General features: G+C 71.5%; 13 protein-coding genes and 1 pseudogene. 5 read left to right on the top strand and 9 right to left on the bottom strand.

Going from position 1 to position 18,402, the window contains the following annotated elements; genetic code table 11:
• Positions 1–32: 32 nt before the first annotated feature.
• From MZC64_RS34355 to MZC64_RS34335, 5 genes are all read right to left on the bottom strand, one after another.
• On the bottom strand, positions 33–1,631 hold the full coding sequence (locus MZC64_RS34355) for a protein kinase (RefSeq protein ID WP_247763744.1): 1,599 nt from the start codon (positions 1,629–1,631) through the stop codon (positions 33–35).
• Between the two features lie 134 nt (positions 1,632–1,765).
• Positions 1,766–2,860 (bottom strand): LuxR C-terminal-related transcriptional regulator, encoded by a 1,095-nt coding sequence (locus MZC64_RS34350; RefSeq protein WP_247763742.1) that lies wholly within the window; start codon positions 2,858–2,860, stop codon positions 1,766–1,768.
• Complete coding sequence (locus tag MZC64_RS34345; protein ID WP_247763740.1) at positions 2,851–3,969, bottom strand: serine hydrolase; 1,119 nt, start codon at positions 3,967–3,969, stop codon at positions 2,851–2,853. The genes MZC64_RS34350 and MZC64_RS34345 overlap by 10 nt, the downstream gene beginning before the upstream one ends.
• A 29-nt stretch (positions 3,970–3,998) precedes the next feature.
• Positions 3,999–5,156, bottom strand: coding sequence for a serine hydrolase (locus MZC64_RS34340; protein WP_247763738.1), 1,158 nt, complete (start codon positions 5,154–5,156; stop codon positions 3,999–4,001).
• Between the two features lie 139 nt (positions 5,157–5,295).
• A complete protein-coding gene (locus tag MZC64_RS34335) occupies positions 5,296–6,093 on the bottom strand; it encodes a class II aldolase/adducin family protein (protein WP_247763736.1) in 798 nt (265 codons plus the stop codon).
• Between the two features lie 57 nt (positions 6,094–6,150).
• Between MZC64_RS34335 and MZC64_RS34330 the strand changes: the two genes are divergently transcribed.
• Positions 6,151–6,726, top strand: coding sequence for a TetR/AcrR family transcriptional regulator (locus MZC64_RS34330; protein WP_247763735.1), 576 nt, complete (start codon positions 6,151–6,153; stop codon positions 6,724–6,726).
• 169 nt (positions 6,727–6,895) lie between these two features.
• On the opposite strand, the gene MZC64_RS34325 is transcribed toward MZC64_RS34330, so the two are convergent.
• Complete coding sequence (locus MZC64_RS34325) at positions 6,896–8,389, bottom strand: bifunctional phosphatase PAP2/diacylglycerol kinase family protein (RefSeq protein ID WP_247763734.1); 1,494 nt, start codon at positions 8,387–8,389, stop codon at positions 6,896–6,898.
• A gap of 67 nt (positions 8,390–8,456) precedes the next feature.
• Between MZC64_RS34325 and pafA the strand changes: the two genes are divergently transcribed.
• Positions 8,457–9,815, top strand: a complete 1,359-nt coding sequence (pafA, locus tag MZC64_RS34320) for a Pup--protein ligase (protein WP_247763733.1) — start codon at positions 8,457–8,459, stop codon at positions 9,813–9,815.
• A gap of 3 nt (positions 9,816–9,818) precedes the next feature.
• Positions 9,819–13,088: a tetratricopeptide repeat protein gene (locus tag MZC64_RS48935; protein ID WP_247763732.1), complete on the top strand. Its 3,270-nt coding sequence runs from the start codon at positions 9,819–9,821 to the stop codon at positions 13,086–13,088.
• A 65-nt stretch (positions 13,089–13,153) separates the two neighbouring features.
• Here the strand turns inward: MZC64_RS48935 and MZC64_RS34310 are convergent, their stop codons facing one another.
• Complete coding sequence (locus MZC64_RS34310) at positions 13,154–14,455, bottom strand: S1 family peptidase (RefSeq protein WP_247763730.1); 1,302 nt, start codon at positions 14,453–14,455, stop codon at positions 13,154–13,156.
• A 140-nt stretch (positions 14,456–14,595) separates the two neighbouring features.
• On the opposite strand from MZC64_RS34310, the gene MZC64_RS34305 reads away from it, so the two are divergent.
• Positions 14,596–15,699 (top strand): NAD(P)/FAD-dependent oxidoreductase, encoded by a 1,104-nt coding sequence (locus MZC64_RS34305; RefSeq protein WP_247763729.1) that lies wholly within the window; start codon positions 14,596–14,598, stop codon positions 15,697–15,699.
• 68 nt (positions 15,700–15,767) lie between these two features.
• On the opposite strand, the gene MZC64_RS34300 is transcribed toward MZC64_RS34305, so the two are convergent.
• Both MZC64_RS34300 and MZC64_RS34295 read right to left on the bottom strand, forming a co-directional pair.
• On the bottom strand, positions 15,768–16,601 hold the full coding sequence (locus tag MZC64_RS34300) for a DUF3626 domain-containing protein (protein WP_374205817.1): 834 nt from the start codon (positions 16,599–16,601) through the stop codon (positions 15,768–15,770).
• A 195-nt stretch (positions 16,602–16,796) separates the two neighbouring features.
• The gene (locus MZC64_RS34295; RefSeq protein ID WP_282106350.1) at positions 16,797–18,074 is read right to left on the bottom strand and encodes a transposase; all 1,278 of its coding nucleotides are present in this window, start codon (positions 18,072–18,074) and stop codon (positions 16,797–16,799) included.
• Here MZC64_RS34295 and tnpA point away from each other — a divergent pair.
• Positions 17,967–18,367, top strand: a pseudogene (gene tnpA, locus MZC64_RS34290) (IS200/IS605 family transposase). The gene MZC64_RS34295 and the pseudogene tnpA overlap by 108 nt on opposite strands.
• The last annotated feature ends 35 nt before the right edge of the window (positions 18,368–18,402 follow it).

The raw sequence follows: 18,402 nt of genomic DNA, 5'->3' as shown, positions 1-18,402 counted from the left end.
CGCGGTTTAGGCAAGCCTATCCTGCCCCGGACTTACCGGCCGTATTCGCGAATCCAGTCGATCTCCATCGACGCCTCGGCAGGCGTGGGCGTGGCGATGGGGTCGAAGTCCAGTTTGATCGTCGGCGCCATCGGCCTGCGCGGCATGTTGTCCTGGTCGTCGTGGTGGAACCACTGTTCGCCGTTGAGGTAACCGGTGACGCCGGACTCCGACCACTCCACCGCGAAGTGGTTCCACTCGGTGAGATCGACATCGCGTTCGCTGCCGAGGCGTCCCTTTCCGCCAGGGGGTTGGAGGAAAAAGTGGACGTGCTGCCGATTCGCGTCATTCTTGTTTTCCATGAAGACGATTTCTTCGCCGACCACGCCCGGATTCTCCGCGGGCCACAGGGTCAGAATGCCGCGATAGCACGCGCAGCCCTTGGGCAGCCGGATCCGGGCCTCCCACCGCCCCCTGAGCAGGCCGGGGCCGCCGCGGAGGTAGCCGGTGTCGCCGTTGGGCAGGCCGGTGAGCACGAGCGCGTCCGCCCGCACGGTCACCTGGTCCTTCATCCGCCGCCCTTTCTCGTCCCGTCCCAGCCTGCCGTCCGCGACCTGCCAGCCGTCGTCCAGGCCGGTGCTGAACTCCGCGCGCTGCTTGGGGTTTCCCCACCCGTACCGCTCCGCCGCGGTGGTGGCCTGCGAGCCCGGCGCGGGGAAGAAACCCGACCATTGGGTGGCAACCACCACCACGGCCGCGGTGACCACCAGGGCGAGCAGCGCGAGCAGCAGCGGCCGCCGGCGCGAGGCGGGTTTCCGGCCGGCCGACGGGACGGCCGTCACCAGCACGGCCTCGCCGGTCTCGGCGGTGGCCACCACGGCCGCGCACAGCTCCTGAGCGCGCTGGGCGGCGGGCCGTTCGCCGGGCGCGGTCTGGAGTAGTTCGGTCAGCACCGGGGTCAGCGGCCCCGCGCGCCTGATCGGTTGCAGGTCCCCGGCGGCGGCCTGTCGCAGCTGAGCCCACGGCCCCAGTTCGTCGCCGCCCCACGGGCCGATGCCCTCGACCACCGCGAACAGCGTGGCGCCGAGGGAGAACACGTCCGAGGGCGCCAGGGCCTCCGCGCCGTTGGCGACCTCGGGGGCCAGGTAGCCCACGGTGCCGCCGACCTGTTCGCTGTTGGTCCTGGTGACCTCGGACCACCGGGAGATGCCGAGGTCGGTGAGCTTGGCCGTGCCGTCCTCGGTGAGCAGCACGTTGGCCGGTTTGACATCGCGGTGCACCATGCCGTGCCGGTGCATGACGGCCAGAGCCCCGGCCAGTTGCGCGCCGATGCGGGCCGCCGTCACGGGATCCACCGGCCCGTCCTCGGCCACGATCGCGGCCAGGCTGCGGGAGGGCAGGTACTCCATGACCAGCCAGCGCTGCTCGCCGTCGAGCACCACGTCGAACACGGTCACCACGTGCGGGTGGTGCAATCCGGCGCCAATTCGCGCCTCGCGGCGAATTTGCCCATTGTCGCCGGTCTGGGACCGCTTGAGCGCGACCACCCGGCCCAGTTCGAGGTCGGTGGCCCGCCACACGATCCCCATCCCGCCGGACCCGATCTGATCGGTGAGCTGATAGCGCTGCGCGATGACCTGTCCACGGTGCACGGGCCGCAGTCTAGGGCGTGCCGGGTAACGGAACGGCCCTTACCGAACTCGGCTACACCAGTGCGTTATCCAGCGGAAAATGTATGGAGTGCTGCTACCGCCGTGGCGAACCGGGTTCATTTCCCGGCGGGTGTTCAGAGCCAGCCGCGGCGGGCGGCCTGCACCCCGGCCTGGAACCGGGTGGTGGCGCCCAGGCGGTCCAGCAGCATCGCCACCCGGCGGACCACGGTGCGCCGGGACAGGTCCAGTCGCCGGGCGATGGCCTCGTCGGTGGCGCCGCTGGCCATCAGGGTGAGGATGACCCGGTCCCGCTCGTCGTCCAGGGCGTCCACGCCGACCGCGGAGATGGGCACGGCGAGCTTCCACAGCGTCTCGAAGGTGTTGGACAGCGCGGTGAACAGGCTCGATGGCCGGATCAGCAGCGCGACCACGCTCTGCCCGCCCTCGGCCTCCAAGGTCACCACGGCCAGCTGGTCGTCGGCGATCACCAGCTTCATCGGTGGTTCCTTGAGCGTGCGGGCCTGTTCGCCCGCGGCGATCATCCGCGGGATGTCCGGGACGGTGCCGTCGTTGTACGCCGACTCGTAGTAGATGGTGCGGTAGCCGACCCCGGCCGCCATCCGGTCGAACTGGAGGGTCTCCTGGTTGGCGTAGTAGGAGGGCTGGGCGAAGTACGGCGGCCGGTCGATGATCCGCATCTCCTGGTTCGCCGCCCGCTGCATCCGCTGCATGGTGGCCAGGATCCGCTCGGTGTCGGAGAGCACCTCCAGGGCGCCGTAGTGCCCTTCCTCGCGCCGGACGAACCGGAAGAGCCGCTCCAGCTCGCTGCCGGACTGGCGAGCCTCGGCCCGGCGCACCGCGTCCCGGCGCAGCGCCGATTCGGTGATCTCGGCGGGGGAGTGCGCCTCCCAGGCGCCGCCGTCCAGGGCGACCGCGACGTTGCGCTCGACCAGTTCGTGCAACAGGCGTCGCACCGTGTCGGGCTTGATCCCGGTCTCCGCGGCCAGTTCGGCCACCCCGGCCCTGGGCAGGCAGACCAGCGCCCGGTACACCCGGCCGTGCTCGGTGTCAGGGTCCAGCGCCTCCAGCACCATCCACCCCCGCCGCGCGCTCGCCCTGCGCGCCCGACCATAGGAGGCGGCCTCTCCGGCGGTCAATCCGGGGTGGGCGGGCGGCAGGCCCGCGGACCGGGGTCCACGGGCCTGCCGCAGCGGATCGTTCAGCTGCACACCACCGCGGCCACGGCGTCCGAGGCCAGTTTGACCCGCGGTTCCTCGGCCGGGGTGACGCTGGTCAGCACCACCGCCTTGCGCCCGTTCTCGGCGCGGAACCCGAAGGTCAGGTACCCAGGGATGGCCCCGTTGTGCCCGTACACCCGCACCCCGCAGGGCAGCTCGTAGGTGGACAGCCCGAGTCCGTAGAAGCCGCCGGGCAGCGGCGTCTTCATCTCGGTCAGCAGCGCGGGCGGCAGCAGTTTGCCGCCGAGCAGCAGGTCCAGGAACTTGGCCGTGTCGGTGGCGGTGGAGTACATCGCGCCGGCCGCCCAGGCCATGGTCGGGTCCTGCGAGCGGGAGTCGATGCGCACCGGCACGAACGGCACCGCCACGTATCCGGTCACGTACGGCGCGGGCATCAGCTGCTGGCCCGCGTTCTGCAGACCGGTGCCGGCCAGCCCGTGCGGGATGAGGATCCGTTCGGCGATCTCCTGGGCCACCGGGCGTCCGGTGAGCTTCTCGATGATCAGGCCCAGGATGATGTAGTTGGTGTTGGAGTAGCTGTACTTGCTGCCCGGCGCGAACTGCGAGCCGTGGCTGAGCCCGGACTTGGCGTGCGCGGTCACGTCATAGGTGCGCCACCAGTTGGTGGGCAGCGCGACCATCACGTTGAGGTATTCGGCGATGCCGGTGGTGTGCTGCAACAGGTGCCGCACGGTGATCTTCGTGTCGTCGTTGGTGGTGCCGGTGGCCAGACCGGGCAGGTAGGCGCCGAACCCGGTGTCCAGGGCGAGTTTGCCCTCGCCGACCAGCTGGAGCACCACGGTGGAGACGTACATCTTGGTCAGGCTGCCGATCCGGAAGTGGTCCCGGTCGCCGATCGGCCGGTTCTCCTGCCCGGAGACCGCGCCGGCGTGCACGGACCAGTCCGCGCCGCTGCCGAAGAGGAAGGCCGAGGAGCCCATCGCGCGCTGCTGGGAGACCAGCGCGGTGACCGCGGCCTGCGCGGCCGCCTTGCCGTAGGCGGGCGGTGCGGCGACCGCGCCGGGAGCCACGGCCACTGCGGCGGAGGCGGCGACAGTGGCCACTACGGCCCAGCGCCGGGTACGGGTGAGCAGAGACATCAGGGGTGTCCTTTCGCGGAACGCGGTGGTCAGCTCTTGTCGCACAGCGCGGTCACGGTGGCATTGGCCAGCAGGCCGGGGCCGCCGCCGTTGGCCAGCGCACTGCCGCCGCTGCCGCCGCCGAAGGGGTCGAGCACGTTGACCGTGGTGAAGGCGGCCCGGCCGTCGGCGGTGGCCACCGCGTTGGACTCGTAGCCGGGCCAGAGTCCGTTGTGGCCCCAGGCTTCCCCGCCGCAGGGCAGCGGGTAGCGGCTGATGCCCAGGCCGTAGGCGATCTCCGGGGCGCCCGGCCCCGTGTACGGGGTGAGCATCTCGGCCAGCCGGGCCGGGGCGAGGACCTTGCCGGTGAGCAGGGCCTGCAGGAACTTGGTGGCGTCCTGGCCGCTGGTCACGATGCCGCCGCTGGACCCGCCGATGCTGGGCTCGAACATCTGCGTGACGTCGAGGTAGACCACCCGGCCCAGGTAGCCGCGGACGTGGCCGGGCGGCAGCGCCTTGGTGCCCACCGGCACCATCGTGGTGGACAGCCCGAGCGGGGTGATGATCCGCGTGGTCAGCTCCTCGATCCAGCCGCGCTTGGTCACCGCCTCGATGATCATCCCAGCGAGGATGAAGTTGGTGCCGGAGTACCGCCAGCCCTGGCCGGGCGCGAAGTAGGGCGGGTTGGCCAGTCCGAGCGCGGCGACCTGGGCCAGGGTGAACTGGCGGAGCTGAAACTGCGGGTTGCGCAGCGCCACGTCGACGTAGTCGAAGATGCCGCTGGTGTGGTTGAGCAGCTGGCGGACGGTGATGTTCCGCCCGTCATACCCGTTGCCCTGCACCACGCCGGGCAGGTAGGTCTCCACGCTCGCGTTGAGGTCGACCAGGCCCTCCTCGGCCAGCTGCAACATCATCGCCGCGGTGAAGGTCTTGGTCAGGCTGCCCGCCCGCACCCGGTGCTCCGGCCCCACCGGCAGTGCCTGGCCCAGCATCCGGGTCCCGCTGGTCACGCTCCACATCGTGTCGCCGTCGCGCACGGTGGCCCCAGCCCCGATGGCGGCCCTGGCACTGCGCTGCGTGTCGATGGCGGCCTGGGTGGCCGCGTGTTTGGGCGGGTCGGCCAGGGCCGCGGGCGCGGTCAGCCCGGCCACCGCGGCGGCGGTGACCAGCGTGACCGCCAACCGGGTCAGCTTGGACGTCGTGGACATTGTTCGGTGCCCCCAGGAAGTGGCGGAAGAACCCGGGAACGGCCCCCGGGCGAGGCTGATTCTTCCCGTGGGGCAACGGTTCCCGGGTCACTTCTGCCTGGCGCACCTGCGCAGCTGGCGCAACTGCGCCAGCGAGGCGTTACTGGAACAGCTCGGGCTGCTCGGCCTGGATCTGGTCGAACAGCGGCTGCGCGTTGAACCAGCCCGCCAGCGGCGAGCCGAGCTGGTCGCGGGTCTGCAGCGCGATCTCCCGGCCGATCAGGGTGGGTGTGCCCGCGGCCATCGCGAGGAGCTGGGCCTGGCAGGAGCGTTCCATGGTGATGAACCACCACACCGCCTCGGCCACCGTCTGCCCGACGGTGAGCAGTCCGTGGTTCTGCAGGATCACCGCCTTGTGGTCGCCGAGCGCGGCGCCGATGTTCTTGCCCTCTTCCAGTGCGGTGACGATCCCGTTGTAGTCCCGGTAGATCGCGTGGTCCTGGTAGAAGGCGCAGGCGTCCTGGGTGATCGGGTCCAGGGGGATGCCGAGGCTGGCGAATGCCTTGCCGTGCAGGGAGTGCGAGTGCGCGGCGGCCACGGCGTCCGGGCGGGCGGCGTGCACCTGGGAATGGATGACGAAGGCAGCCCGGTTGACCGGCCGCCGGCCTTCCACCAGCGTGCCGGTGTGGTCGACCAGCACCAGGTCGGATGCCTTGATCTGCTGGAAGCTCATGCCGAACGGGTTGACCCAGAACCGGTCCGGACTGCCCGGGTCGCGCACGGTGATGTGCCCGGCGACGCCCTCGGAGAAGCCGAACTTGCCGAACAGCCGGAACCCGGCCGCCAGCTGTTCTTTGCGGTGGCGGCGCTCGTCCTCGACGGTGTCGAAGGTCGGCGGGGCAGGCAGGGCGACGCCCTCGGGCATCGGGCCGAACAGCTCGCGCATGACGTCGTCCATGACGGCTCCCCAAACGGATACATGGATGTATCGGATGCATCAACGTATTATCAGAGGATGCCGAAGGGGTCAACGAAGCGCAGGCCGGAGACGATCACCCGGCTGCTGGACGCGGCGTTGCGGGTCTTCGCCGAACAGGGACTGCGCGGGGCCACCATCGCCCAGGTCTGCGAGCGGGCCGGCTACACCAGGGGCGCGTTCTACTCCAACTTCGACAGCCTGGAGGAGTTGTTCTTCGCGCTGTTCGACCGGCATGCCGATCAGCAGCTGGACCGCCTGCGCGAATCCCTGGCGGCCGGGGGATTCGAGGCGTTGCTGGCGGTCGACGAGGCCGAGGTGACCTGGTACCTGGTCTCCACCGAGTTCACCCTGCACGCCATCCGCGATCCGGCGGCCGCGCGCAGACTGGCCGAGCACGACGCCCGGCTGCGCGCCACCCTCACCGAGATCCTGGCCGGACACCTGGCCCGGCTCGGCCGGACCGCCACGGTCGACCTGGACGAGCTGGCCCGCCTGGTGGTGGCGCTACGCGAGGGCAGCCTGGCGCAAAGCCTGGTCGAACCGGACCGCCTCGCCCCCGGGCACCTGGAACAGACCTACCTGCCGGTCCTGCTCGCCGCGCTGAGCCACTGAACCCACCCACCACAGTGTTGGCCGTTGTGGGCGGCGAGTTGGCCAAACTGGTACGCCAGTTTGGCCCAAGTGGACGTACCAGTTGGGCCAAGCGGTACCAGTTCGGCCAAGACTGGGTACGACAACGGCCAACACGCCGGCGAGACTTTCACGTCGGCGAGTCCTTGGCTCAGGGCGCGACCCCTTCGCTCTCCCGGTACACGCCCAGCGCCGCAACGTGTGAGGTGAACCGGAAACGGCGCCCGTCCGGGCCGACCTCGCCGTCGGTGGCGATGGCGACCTTGTTGCCGAGCACCTCCACGTCCACCTCGGCCCGGTCCTGCTGGCAGTAGGTGCGGCTGCGGTGCAGCGCCCCGGTCAGCGCGGCCAGCACGAACCGGGTCCGCGACCAGCGCATATCAGCCCGCACGTAGCGCACATCCAGGAGGCCGTCGTCCAGGCGCGGGCGGCTGGTGGGGGCGAAGCCCTTGGGCTCGTAGGAGCCGTTGCCGACGAAGAGCAGCCAGACCTGGCGGGTCTCGCCGTCGATGCGGACCTTGAGCGGGCGGGAGGCGTGCAGCACCCGGACCAGCGCGGCCGCGGCGGCCGGCCACTTGCCCCAGCGGCCCTGCCACTTCTCCCGCAGCCGGACCATGTCGGGGTAGCCGCCGAGGCTGGCGGTGTTGACGAACCAGCGCCGCGGCATTCCGTCCACCAGCACCGAGCTGAGGTCGACCGCGACCGCGGAGCCGCGCTCGACCGCGCGAACCACGCTGTCGGCCTCCTCCGCGCCGACGTCCCTGGCGAAGTGGTTGAGCGTGCCCGCGGGCAGCACGGCCAGGGGCAGGCGGCGTTCGGCGGCGATCGAGGCGACCGCGGCCACCGTGCCGTCACCACCGGCCACGCCCAGCGCCCGGATGGGTTCCTCCGCCGTATCCAGGGCGGTGCGGAGCTGGTCGAGCAGATCCTCGTCCTTGCTCGGTTCGATCACCGCGGCCTTGGGCCAGTTGCGGGCGACCTCCTCGCTCTGGTCGAAGGAGTCGTCGCCGGAATGCGGGTTGACCACCACCAGCAGGCCCTCGCCCTCGGGCAGCGCGGCGGCCTCGGCCGGGTGCCGGGTGTCGGCCGGGGCCTCCCGGCGCAGCGGCCACCAGTGCCGGGTGGCCAGGCCGATGCTCGCGCCCAGCACCACGCCCGCGGCCACATCGCTGGGCCAGTGCACGCCGGTGTGCACCCGGGAGTAGGCGACCGTGGCGGCCAGTGGGATGACCACGGCCGCGGCGACCGGGGCCTCCATGGTGACCGCGGTGGCGAAGGCGGCGGCCGAGGCGGCGTGCCCGGACGGGAAGGAGGAGGAGGTCGGCGGATCGGGGATGCGCCGGTGCGCCGGCACCAGCTCCGCGGCCGGGCGGCGGCGCGGGAACAGCGGTTTGGCGATCAGGTTCGCGGTCGCGCTGGCGCCCGCGATGGCGACCACGCCACGGAACGCGGCCCGCCGGGTCCGGCCCTTCTTACTCGCCAGCAGCGCCGCCACACCAAACCACAGCAGGCTGTGATTCGCGGTCGTGGTGATCACCTTCAAGGTGGGGTCAACAGCACTCCTGGGCAGGTCGGCGCTACGCCGAACGAGGTCACGATCCGTCTCGTCGACGCCTTCGAACACCCTGCGAAACCACTCGAACACAACAACACGCTAACTGGCGCCCGGATGGAGTCCGGTCAGACGCGCCGCTAGCGCCTACTGTGGACACATGCAGCGGCGGATCTTCGGCATCGAGACCGAATTCGGGGTGACCTGCACCTTCCACGGACAGCGACGCCTGTCCCCTGACGAGGTGGCGCGGTACTTGTTCCGTCGCGTGGTGTCCTGGGGCCGGTCATCCAACGTGTTCCTGCGCAACGGTTCCCGGCTCTACCTGGACGTCGGCTCGCACCCGGAGTACGCCACCGCGGAGTGCGACGACCTCACCCAGCTGGTGACCCACGACAAGGCGGGCGAGCGGATCCTGGAGGACCTGCTCGTCGACGCCGAGCGCAGGCTGGCCGATGAGGGCATCGGCGGCGACATCTTCCTGTTCAAGAACAACACCGACTCGGCGGGCAACTCCTACGGTTGCCACGAGAACTACCTGGTCGCGCGGGCGGGGGAGTTCTCCCGCATCGCCGATGTGCTGCTCCCGTTCCTGGTCACCCGGCAGCTGATCTGCGGCGCGGGCAAGGTCCTGCAGACCCCGCGCGGCGCGGTGTACTGCCTGTCCCAGCGCGCCGAGCACATCTGGGAGGGCGTCTCCAGCGCCACCACCCGGTCCCGGCCGATCATCAACACCAGGGACGAGCCGCACGCCGACGCCGAGCGTTACCGCAGGCTGCACGTGATCGTCGGCGACTCGAACATGTCCGAGGTGACCACGCTGCTCAAGGTGGGCAGCGCGAACCTGGTGCTGGAGATGATCGAGGCGGGCGTGCAGTTCCGCGACTTCACCCTGGACAACCCGATAAGGGCCATCCGCGAGATCAGCCACGACCTCACCGGCCGGCGGCAGGTGCGGCTGGCGGGCGGACGCGAGGCATCCGCGCTGGACATCCAGCGGGAGTACTACCAGCGCGCGGTGGAGCACGTGGCCCAGCGCCAGCCCGATCCGACCGCGAACAAGGTGATCGAGCTGTGGGGCCGCACCCTGGACGCGGTGGACGCCCAGGACTTCGGCCAGATCGACCGGGAGATCGACTGGGCGATCAAGCACCGGCTGCTGGAGCGCTACCAGGCCAAGCACAACCTGGAGCTGTCCAGCCCGCGGATCGCCCAGCTCGACCTCGCCTACCACGACATCCGCCGCGGCCGGGGCATCTTCGACCTGTTGCAGCGCAAGGACCTGGTGCACCGGGTCACCGACGACGGCGAGATCGAGGCGGCCAAGGACACCCCGCCGCAGTCCACCAGGGCCAAGCTGCGCGGTGACTTCATCGCCGCCGCGCAGGCCGCCGGCCGGGACTTCACCGTGGACTGGGTGCACCTCAAGCTCAACGACCAGGCGCAGCGCACCGTGTTGTGCAAGGACCCGTTCCGCGCGGTGGACGAGCGGGTGGAGCGGCTCATCGCCTCGTTGTAGCCGGTGCCGACCGTGGCGCGGCTGCGCAGGCCGCGGCTGGACCTGGTGCGCGGGGACGCGCTCCAGGCCCGGCTCACCACGGTCACCGCACCGGCTGGGTACGGCAAGACCACCCTGCTGACGGCCTGGGCGAACCCGGCCGAGGACGCCTGGCACACCTGCCGCCCCGCCGACCGCGCCCCGCTGAGTTTCGCCGCGGGCCTGGTGGCGGCGTTGCGCGCGGTGCTGCCCGCCCTCGACGTCGACCTGCCGCCGCTGTGCGTGGACGGGTCCGAGGACGCCGAACCCTGGGCCGATGTGCTCGGCGCGCTGCTGTGCGCGGCGGTCGCCGACGCCGTCCAGACCCGGCCCCGCGGCCTGTTGCTGCTGGTCGACGACGTGCACCTGCTCGACGGCGGCACCGCCGCGATCCAGCTGCTGCACACCCTGTGCGGCCAGGCCCCACCCGGCCTGCACCTGGTCCTGGCGTCTCGCACCCCGCCGCCGTTCCCGGTGCACCGCCTGCGCGGCGCCGGCGAACTGGTCGAGGTGACCTGGGCCGAACTGGCCTTCACCAGCACCGAGGTGGCCGATCTGCTCGGCGGCGGCGCACCCGGTCAGGCCGACCGGATCCAGGAACTGACCTGCGGCTGGCCGGTCGCGGTCCGGCTGGCCTGCGCCACCCCCGACCTGCCCGAACCCGCCGCCGCCCGGGAACACCCGCTGTTCGACTACCTGGCCGAGGAGATCGTCGACCGCGAACCACCGCCGGTGCGCGCCCTGCTCCGGATGGCCGCCCTGTTCGACCGCTTCACCCCCGGCCTGCTCACCGCCCTGGGCGTGGACGAAGCCGAGGCCACCCTGTCCGGGCTGCTGCGCCGCGGCCTGTTCGCCGAACCCCGCCGGCCCAGCCCCGGCTGGTCCGGCCTGACCCCACTGGCCAGGACCTTCGCCCAGGCCAGACTCCCGGTCGACCCGGTACTGGCCCGCGCCGCCCAGCGCCGCGCCGCCGACTGGTACCTGGAAGCGGGCGAACCCGCAGCCGCCCTGGCCGCCCTAGCAGCCGCCGGGGAACACCAGCGCAGCCAGGCCCTGCTCGCCGAACACGCCGCCACCCTGCTCGCGCACGACGGCGCCGGCACCGTGCTCACCGCGGTGGAATCAGTCCCCGAACACGCCCGCACCCCGCTCACCTGGCGGCTGGCCGGCGACGCCCACCAGGTCACCGGCGACTGGCCGCAGGCCCTGGACTGCCTGCGCCGCGCCGCCGGCCCCGACGGCCTGCCCGAACCCGAACTGGCCAGCCGGATGGCCTGGATGCACTACTTCAGCGGGGCTCCCGCGCAGGCCCTGGCCGTCTGCGAACGCCACCGCCCCACCGGCGCCGACCCGGTCAGCGAGTCCGCGCTGCTCAGTTGCCAGGCCTCCGCGCACTGGGCCCGCGGCGACCACCCGGCGTGTGCCCAAGCCGCCCACCAGGCCCTGACCCTCGCCCGGTCCAGCGGTGACCAGGCCGCCCTCGGCCTGGCCCACACCGCTCTGGCCATGGTCGCCGCCGCCGCGGGCGACCGCGAGGCCAACGCCGAGCACTACCTCGCCGCCCTGGCCCACGCCGAAGCCGCCGGCGATGTGCTCGGCACCATCCGGATCAGGGTCAACCGGACCTCGCACTTCGTCGAGGACGGCCGCTACCGGGAAGCCCTCGCCGAAGCCGCCCCCGCCCTGCACCTGGCCGAAGTCACCGGCTTCACCACCTACCGGGCCCTGGGCCTGAACAACCGCGGCCTGGCCCACCGCGGGCTGGGCCACCTGGACGAGGCGGTGGCGGATTTCGTGGCCGCCCAAGCCATCTTCGCCCGCACCGGCCACGTGCTCACCGCGGCCCCACTGGGCCACCTTGGCGAGGTCTACCACCTGCGCGGCGACCGGGCCCTGGCCCGAGCCGCCTACACCGAGGCCATCACCCTGTCCGGATCCAGAGGCACGGTGAACCAGCTGGTCCGGGCCCAGGTCGGCCTGGCCCGCCTGCTCCTCGACGAAGACCCCGACCAGGCCGAAACGCTGCTCGCCCAGGCCAATGCCGCCGGGTCCCGGCTGAGCGCGGTCGCGGTGGCGGTCACCGAAGGCCAACTCGCCCTGTCCCGCGCCAAGAATCCCACCAGCCCGCACCCCACCGACGCTCCGCCCAGCGCCCGCACCACCGCCCCTCCCGCCGCCGCTGCCGCCCACCTCGCCACCGCCCGCACCGCCGCCCACCGCGCCGAAACCCTCGCCCGCGCCCAGCGCGACCGCAACGGCCTGGCCGAAGCCCTGGTCCTGCACGCCCAAGCCACCCCCGACCAGGCCCAGGCCCGCTCCCTGATCGACCAGGCCGCCGCCGTCTGGGCCGAGGCCGCCGACCCCATCGGCGGCGTGCGCGCCCAGCTCGCCCGCGCCACCCTGCTCGGCGGCGCGCACGGCGGCCAGCTCGCCCAGCGCGCCGAACGCGCCGCCCGCGACCTCGGCGCCGGCGGCCTGGCCGCCACCGCGGTCGCCATCGCCGAGCAGTGCCTGCGCCCGGCCCGCGGCGCCGTGCACATCCAGACCCTCGGCGGCTTCCGGGTGCTGCTCGACGGCACCCCGGTGCCCTCGGCAGCCTGGCAGTCCCGCAAATCCCGCGACCTGGTCAAACTCCTGGTCACCCGGCGCGGCCAGCCCATCACCAAGGACGCGGTGCTCGCCGCGCTCTGGCCAGGCGAGCCGCCCGGACGGCTCGGCAACCGGTTCGCGGTGGCCCTGTCCACCGCACGCACCGTGCTCGACCCGCACCGCCGCCTCGGCGCAGGCCGCTGCCTGCTGGTCGAGGGCGACGCGGTCCGCCTGGACACCAGCCGGGTCACCGTGGACGTGCTGGCCTTCCTCGCCGACGCCGCCGCCGGACTCACCGCGCACCGCCAGCGCCGCGCCGAGGCGCTGCCGCTGCTGACCACCGCCGAAGCCGCCTACCTCGGCGATTTCCTGGACGAGGACGTCTACGCCGACTTCGCCGCCGAACTGCGCGACGAGGCCCGCACGGTCTACCTCCAGGTCGCCATCCTGGTCGCCGAAGCGGCCTTCGCCGACGGCGAGCACACCCAGGCCGCCCGCTGCTGCCTGCGGATGCTGCAGTACGACCGGCACGCCGAAACCGCGCACCTGGCCCTGGTGCGGGCCCTGGTCGCGGCGGGCAGTCACGGCGAGGCGCGGCGGCGGTACCGGAGTTATGTGGCCCGGATGGCCGAGATCGAGGTCGAACCCCGCCCGTTCCCGGCCTGAGCGGGCACAACGGGATCGCCGTGCCCGGCCACGGCGATCCCGTCCCCAGTGCATTCAGGTGGTCTCTACAGGGTCAGCGTGCCCGGGAACGCCGGGTCGGCGTTGTAGCGGGCGAAGGTGTCGGTGATGTCGACGTAGAAGATGTGCCACGCGCCAGCCCCGACCGCCTGGCCGGGGCAGACCGCCCCGCCGAGGTACCCGGCGCTGATCGTGCCCTTGGCGTTGACCTGCCCGTTGGCCAGCGGCAGGTACACCGGTCCGCCGCTGTCGCCCGGCCGGGCCGCGCAGGTCTTGTGGATCTGTTTGGCCTCCACCGTGTCGAGGAAGCCGAGCGAGGGCAGCGGCACGTTCACCGCGGTGACCTTGACGTTGCAGTGCTGCCCGCTGAACGCGCCCGAGGTGCACACGAACTGCCCGACGAAGCTCTTGGTCGCCGCGGCCACCACCCGGTTGCTCGGGATGCCCGCGTTCCACGGTCCGACGTAGATCCGCTTGAGCTGCACCGACTGCGGCGCGACCGGCCGGATCAGCAGGGTGTCCCAGGAGTTCCGGTCGTGCTCGACGACGCCCCAGCCCTCATTCGCCCCGTCCCGGACCGCGTTGCCGTTGGCGCCGCAGTGCCCGGCGCTGAGCATCTTCGCGCTCACCCCGGCCGCGGTGTGGTGCCGGACCGGGAACCCGGTGCTGCACCCGCCACCGGTGCGGTACACCGAACCGCCCCAGTACGGCGAGCAGTCGTCCTGCCTGCCGGTGCAGGCCAGCGCGTCCACCCGCGACCCGGCCTCGATGGTCACCGGCACCGTCGCCGCCAGCACGGTGGGCAGTTTCCGGGCCTCTTCCTCGGTGCCGCTGAACCGGACCGTCACCCCGCTGCCGTCCACCGCGGGCACCACGCCGGTCACGCCGCGTTCGGTGGCGATGCGGTCCCGGTTGGCGAACAGCTCGGCCCGGGAATGCCGGACGTCGGCCACCTCGACCCGGTAGTCCCGCCGCAGCTCCGCGAGCACGGAGTCCGGCCGCGGCGGGACCGGGCCCTGCCAGTAGACCTGGAGCGTGCGGTGCTCCGGCGAGATCGCGATGCCGGCGTATCCGCCGGAATCGGTGGCCCCTTCCACCGCGTCGCTGAATCGCTGGGCGCCCGCGCTGAGCCGCTCCTGGACCTCGATGAGTTCCCGCCAGCTGCCAAATCCACCCGGCGGTGGCTCATCGGGTAACTCGGTGCCCGGCGGCACATCGGTCTTCCACCGGTCCTGCGCCCCGGCCTGCGCCGCACCGCCGAACGCACTCAGCAGCAGCGCCGCCCCCAGCACCGCGCCAAGCCCGCGCCGCAGGTGGTGTCCTGTCCCAAGCTGTCGTGTCCCACGCATGTCCGCTCTCCCCAAGGCCGTGATGTCGTCCGCGCTGTCCTGCACGCCGGGACAACGCTAGGAACAGCGCTTAGGGAATCCTGAAAGCCACCGGATAATCCGGTTGCCGCCCGCGAACCGTAGGGCGTACGGTTGACAGCATGATGATCACGGATCAGCGGACGCCGACCACCGACCGGGCGATCGTCATCGGCGGCGGCCAGTCCGGTCTGGCCGCGGCCTGCGCCCTGCGCACCCACGGATTCCAGCCGGTGCTGCTGGAGGCGGGCCCGGAACCGGGCGGCTCCTGGCCGATGTACTACGACAGCCTGGTCCTGTTCAGCCCAGCGCACCTGAACGCCTTGCCCGGCCTGCCTTTCCCCGGCGAACCGGACCATTACCCGACCCGCGACCAGGTGATCGACTACCTCCGCCGCTACGCCCAGCACCTGGACTGCGAGATCCACACCGGCCGCCGCGCCACCTCGGTGCTCTGCGACCGCGAGGGTTTTGTGGTCACCACCCAGACCGGCGAGACCTGGCACGCCCCCGTGGTCGTCTCGGCCACCGGCAACTTCAGCACGCCGTACCGCCCCGAGCTGGGCCTGGCCGAGTTCGCCGGCCAGGTGCTGCACTCCAGCGAGTACCGCAATCCCGCGGAGTTCGCTGGTAGGCGGGTGGTCGTGGTCGGCGCGGGCAACTCCGGCGTGCAGATCGCGGTCGAACTCGCCGAGACCGCCGACAAGGTCACCCTGGTCAGCCGGAAACCGGTGAAAATCGCCGACCTGCAAGGCATGGAGGTCTTCTGGACCTTCATGAAACACCTGGGCCACCTGCCCCTGGGCGCGGCTCTGGCCCGCAGCGGCCTGCTGGTCGGCCAACAGGTGATCGACAACATCGGCGGCTACCGAACCGCACTGCGCAAGGGAAAACCCACCCACCGCCCCCTGTTCACCCAGGCGAGCGCCACCCATCTGCACTGGCCCAACGGCACCAAGGAGGAGGTGGACACCATCATCCTGGCCACCGGCTTCCGCCCCAGCCTCGAACACCTCCGCCCCCTGGGCGCCCTGGACCGGTCCGGCAACCCGCACCACCGCAACGGCCTGTCCACCACCCACCCCGGCCTCGCCTATGTGGGCCTGCTGGGCCAACGAGCCCTGTACTCGGCAGCCCTGGGCGGCGCGGGCTGGGACGCCTGCCACGTAGCCAAAACCCTGCGCCGGCGCCTGCCCCGCAAGACTCCCGCCTGCTGCGCCCACTAGGCGGTCGCTGGTAGTGCTCGCCCGCTGCCCGCTGCCCGCTGCCCCGCGCCCACCGGTTCGGCGTGCCGTCAGTCCGGCGCGCCGAACCGGGCAACGTGATGCCACAGATGCTTCAGCACCTGTGGATCATGCTCCCCGCCCAGCACCGCCCGCCCCACCATCCGCGCGTCCACGAACCCACCCTCGGCCAGCCCAACCCCCAGCGCCACCGCCTCCGGCGTCCGATACCCCGCGTTCTCCCGCAGCCGCCGCACCGGCAACCGAAACCCCGGATGCCACTCCACCGGACACGGCAACCCCGCCGCCAGCTCCGCGACCTCGGTGTCCCGGAAACAGGCATCCAGCACCAGCGCCTCCACATCCCGCGCCAGCGACACCGGCCCGTGCACCTGCGCCTCGACGTAGTCGTCCAGCACATCCCGCTCGTCGGCGAGCGCCAGCTCGATCAACGACATCCGCTCCGCGGTGCCGAACCGCTCCGGCTCGAACACACTGTCCGGATAGCAGAACGTGGTGCGCCGCAACGATTCCGCGCTCAACCGGAAGTGCGCCGACCCAAACCGCGGCGCCGCCCCCACCACCCGCCGCCGGAAGTTCAACGCCCCGTACTTGGGTCGCTCCACCGCCGCCGCCGAGTCATAGGCAGCCCCGAAAATCCGGCTCTCCCACCGCCACCGATCCCCACCGGCATACGCGGTCAGCCCGCCGTTGCTGCTCCCGGTCTCGAACTGCGACCGGTAACACCCAGCCGCGCCCAGCAACGCCAGAATCGGCTGTCCACCGACCGTCCGGTCGGGATGGAAGTTCAGGCTGACCCGCAGCTCACCACCCATCGGCCCGCCCCGGGACAACGCGGCGACATGGGCGATGGCCCGATCCTGCGGGGTGGAGAACGTGCGCACACCGGTGATTCTCGGCCACCCGGCCACTGATTTTCCGGCGACGCGGCCCGCAGCCGCACACCTCACCCCGTCGAGCCACCCGGCCCGCCCACCCCGCAGAGCCCCGCGCGGCGCCGGTCGCCGCGCGGCGTGCTGACGGGCTCGCCGACGGGTTTGACGTGCTCCCTGGTCTGACGGCCGGGGATTCCCGCGCGGCTACGCCACGTCCGGGATGCTTCCTGCTTCCGCACCGACTGCCTCCCCACAGGGAGGGCTGACACCGGCTCCACAGGCGTTGTGCTTGTCCGCCCGCCCGGCGGCCAAGATGTTGATCGCGGCGTTGTGGTCCCGGTCGTGGACCACGCCACACACCGGACAACTCCACGTGCGGACCTGCAACGGCATCACGTCCATGACGTGCCCGCACGCCGAACATTTCTTGCTGGAGGGATACCACCGATCCACGGTGTGCACTGTGCGGCCGTGGCGTTGGGCCGTCTCCTGGATCAGCCGGACGAATTGTGCCCATCCAGCGTCGTGGATCGCTCGCGCCAGCCGCCGGTTACGGACCATCCCCACGATGTTCAGATCCTCCACATAGACCGCTTGGTTCTCGCGGACCAGTGTGAGGGCCTGCTTGTGGTGATAGTCCCGCCGCGCACGAGAGACCTTGCCGTGCTGTATAGCGACTTTCCGCCGCGTCTTGGCCCGATTCCTGCCACCCCGGGCGCGGCGGGCCTTCTCCCGCTCCAAGCGGGCCAGCTTGCGTTGTTTGCGAGCCAGGTGCTTCGGGTTGGCCACATCCGTGCGGCGACCGGTCGTGTCGGCGATGGTCGCCAGCCGCGCGATACCGAGGTCGAGTCCCGCCTCTTGCTCGACCGGCGGCAGCGGCGTGGGCTCGACCTCGACCACGAAGGAGGCGTAGCAGTGCCCGTCCGGCTCGCGGATGATCGTGACCGACGACGGTTGCGAGGGTAGATCGCGGGACCACCGCACCCGCACCTCCCCGATCTTGGCCAGATACAGCCGACCGTCGCAGCCAAGACTGAAACCGTTGCGGGTGAGGCGAAAGGACTGCCGACTGTCCTTGCGGGACTTGAACCTCGGTCGACCGACCTTCCGACCCCGGCGACGCCCCTGCACCGAGTCGAAGAAGTTCACAAACGCCCGATGCGCGTCCCGAACGGACTGGACCAGTGCCACCGAGGCGACCTCGGACAACCAGCCACGCTGCTCGCTGGTCTTGGCTTCGGTGATCACCCGCCGCTGCACCTCGGTCGGCGTGATCTTCTCCCCGGCCCGGTATGCCTCGTCACGGCACCTGATGGCGTCGTTGAACACCACCCGGGCAGACCCGAACGTGCGTGCCAGCATCGCTTGCTGAGCCTGGTTGGGCTCGATGCGGTAGCGATACCTGGCCTGCACAAAGATCAGTATGACGTAGTGGTCTTCGTGACCAGGTATCGGCGTGGCGTGCTCACTGGAGAACACCATGACGTCCTGCGCGAGGTCTTTGACAAGGTGTGTGCCGATCTCGGGGCAGTCTTGGTCGAGTGCAACGGGGAAGACGACCACGTACATCTCCTGGTCGAGTACCCGCCCCAAGCCGCGGTGTCCCGGCTGGTGAACAGCCTCCAGGGTCCGTCCTCGCCTCGCCTGCGGCAGCGATACAGGGCCCGCACCCACCGCGACCACCTCTGTCCCCCTCCTACTTCGCCGCCTCCGGTGGCGGCGCGCCGCTGTCGATCATCCGGCAGTACGTGGAGAACCAGCGCCGTCCGGTATGACGGCCCGCCACGCGAGCCGGACACACAAGGATCGA

Origin of the sequence: Crossiella sp. S99.2 (genome assembly GCF_023094165.1) — a bacterium.
GTDB lineage: Bacteria > Actinomycetota > Actinomycetes > Mycobacteriales > Pseudonocardiaceae > Crossiella.
This window is presented reverse-complemented; position numbering and strand designations above follow the sequence as displayed.

Bases quoted from the DNA above. Each gene is read 5' to 3' on its own strand.
- MZC64_RS34345 (WP_247763740.1), bottom strand. From the start codon at position 3,969: ATGTCTCTGCTCACCCGTACCCGGCGCTGGGCCGTAGTGGCCACTGTC.
- MZC64_RS34330 (WP_247763735.1), top strand. From the start codon at position 6,151: ATGCCGAAGGGGTCAACGAAGCGCAGGCCGGAGACGATCACCCGGCTG.
- MZC64_RS34340 (WP_247763738.1), bottom strand. From the start codon at position 5,156: ATGTCCACGACGTCCAAGCTGACCCGGTTGGCGGTCACGCTGGTCACC.
- MZC64_RS34305 (WP_247763729.1), top strand. From the start codon at position 14,596: ATGATGATCACGGATCAGCGGACGCCGACCACCGACCGGGCGATCGTC.
- MZC64_RS34310 (WP_247763730.1), bottom strand. From the start codon at position 14,455: ATGCGTGGGACACGACAGCTTGGGACAGGACACCACCTGCGGCGCGGG.
- pafA (WP_247763733.1), top strand. From the start codon at position 8,457: ATGCAGCGGCGGATCTTCGGCATCGAGACCGAATTCGGGGTGACCTGC.
- MZC64_RS34335 (WP_247763736.1), bottom strand. From the start codon at position 6,093: ATGGACGACGTCATGCGCGAGCTGTTCGGCCCGATGCCCGAGGGCGTC.
- MZC64_RS34295 (WP_282106350.1), bottom strand. From the start codon at position 18,074: ATGGTGTTCTCCAGTGAGCACGCCACGCCGATACCTGGTCACGAAGAC.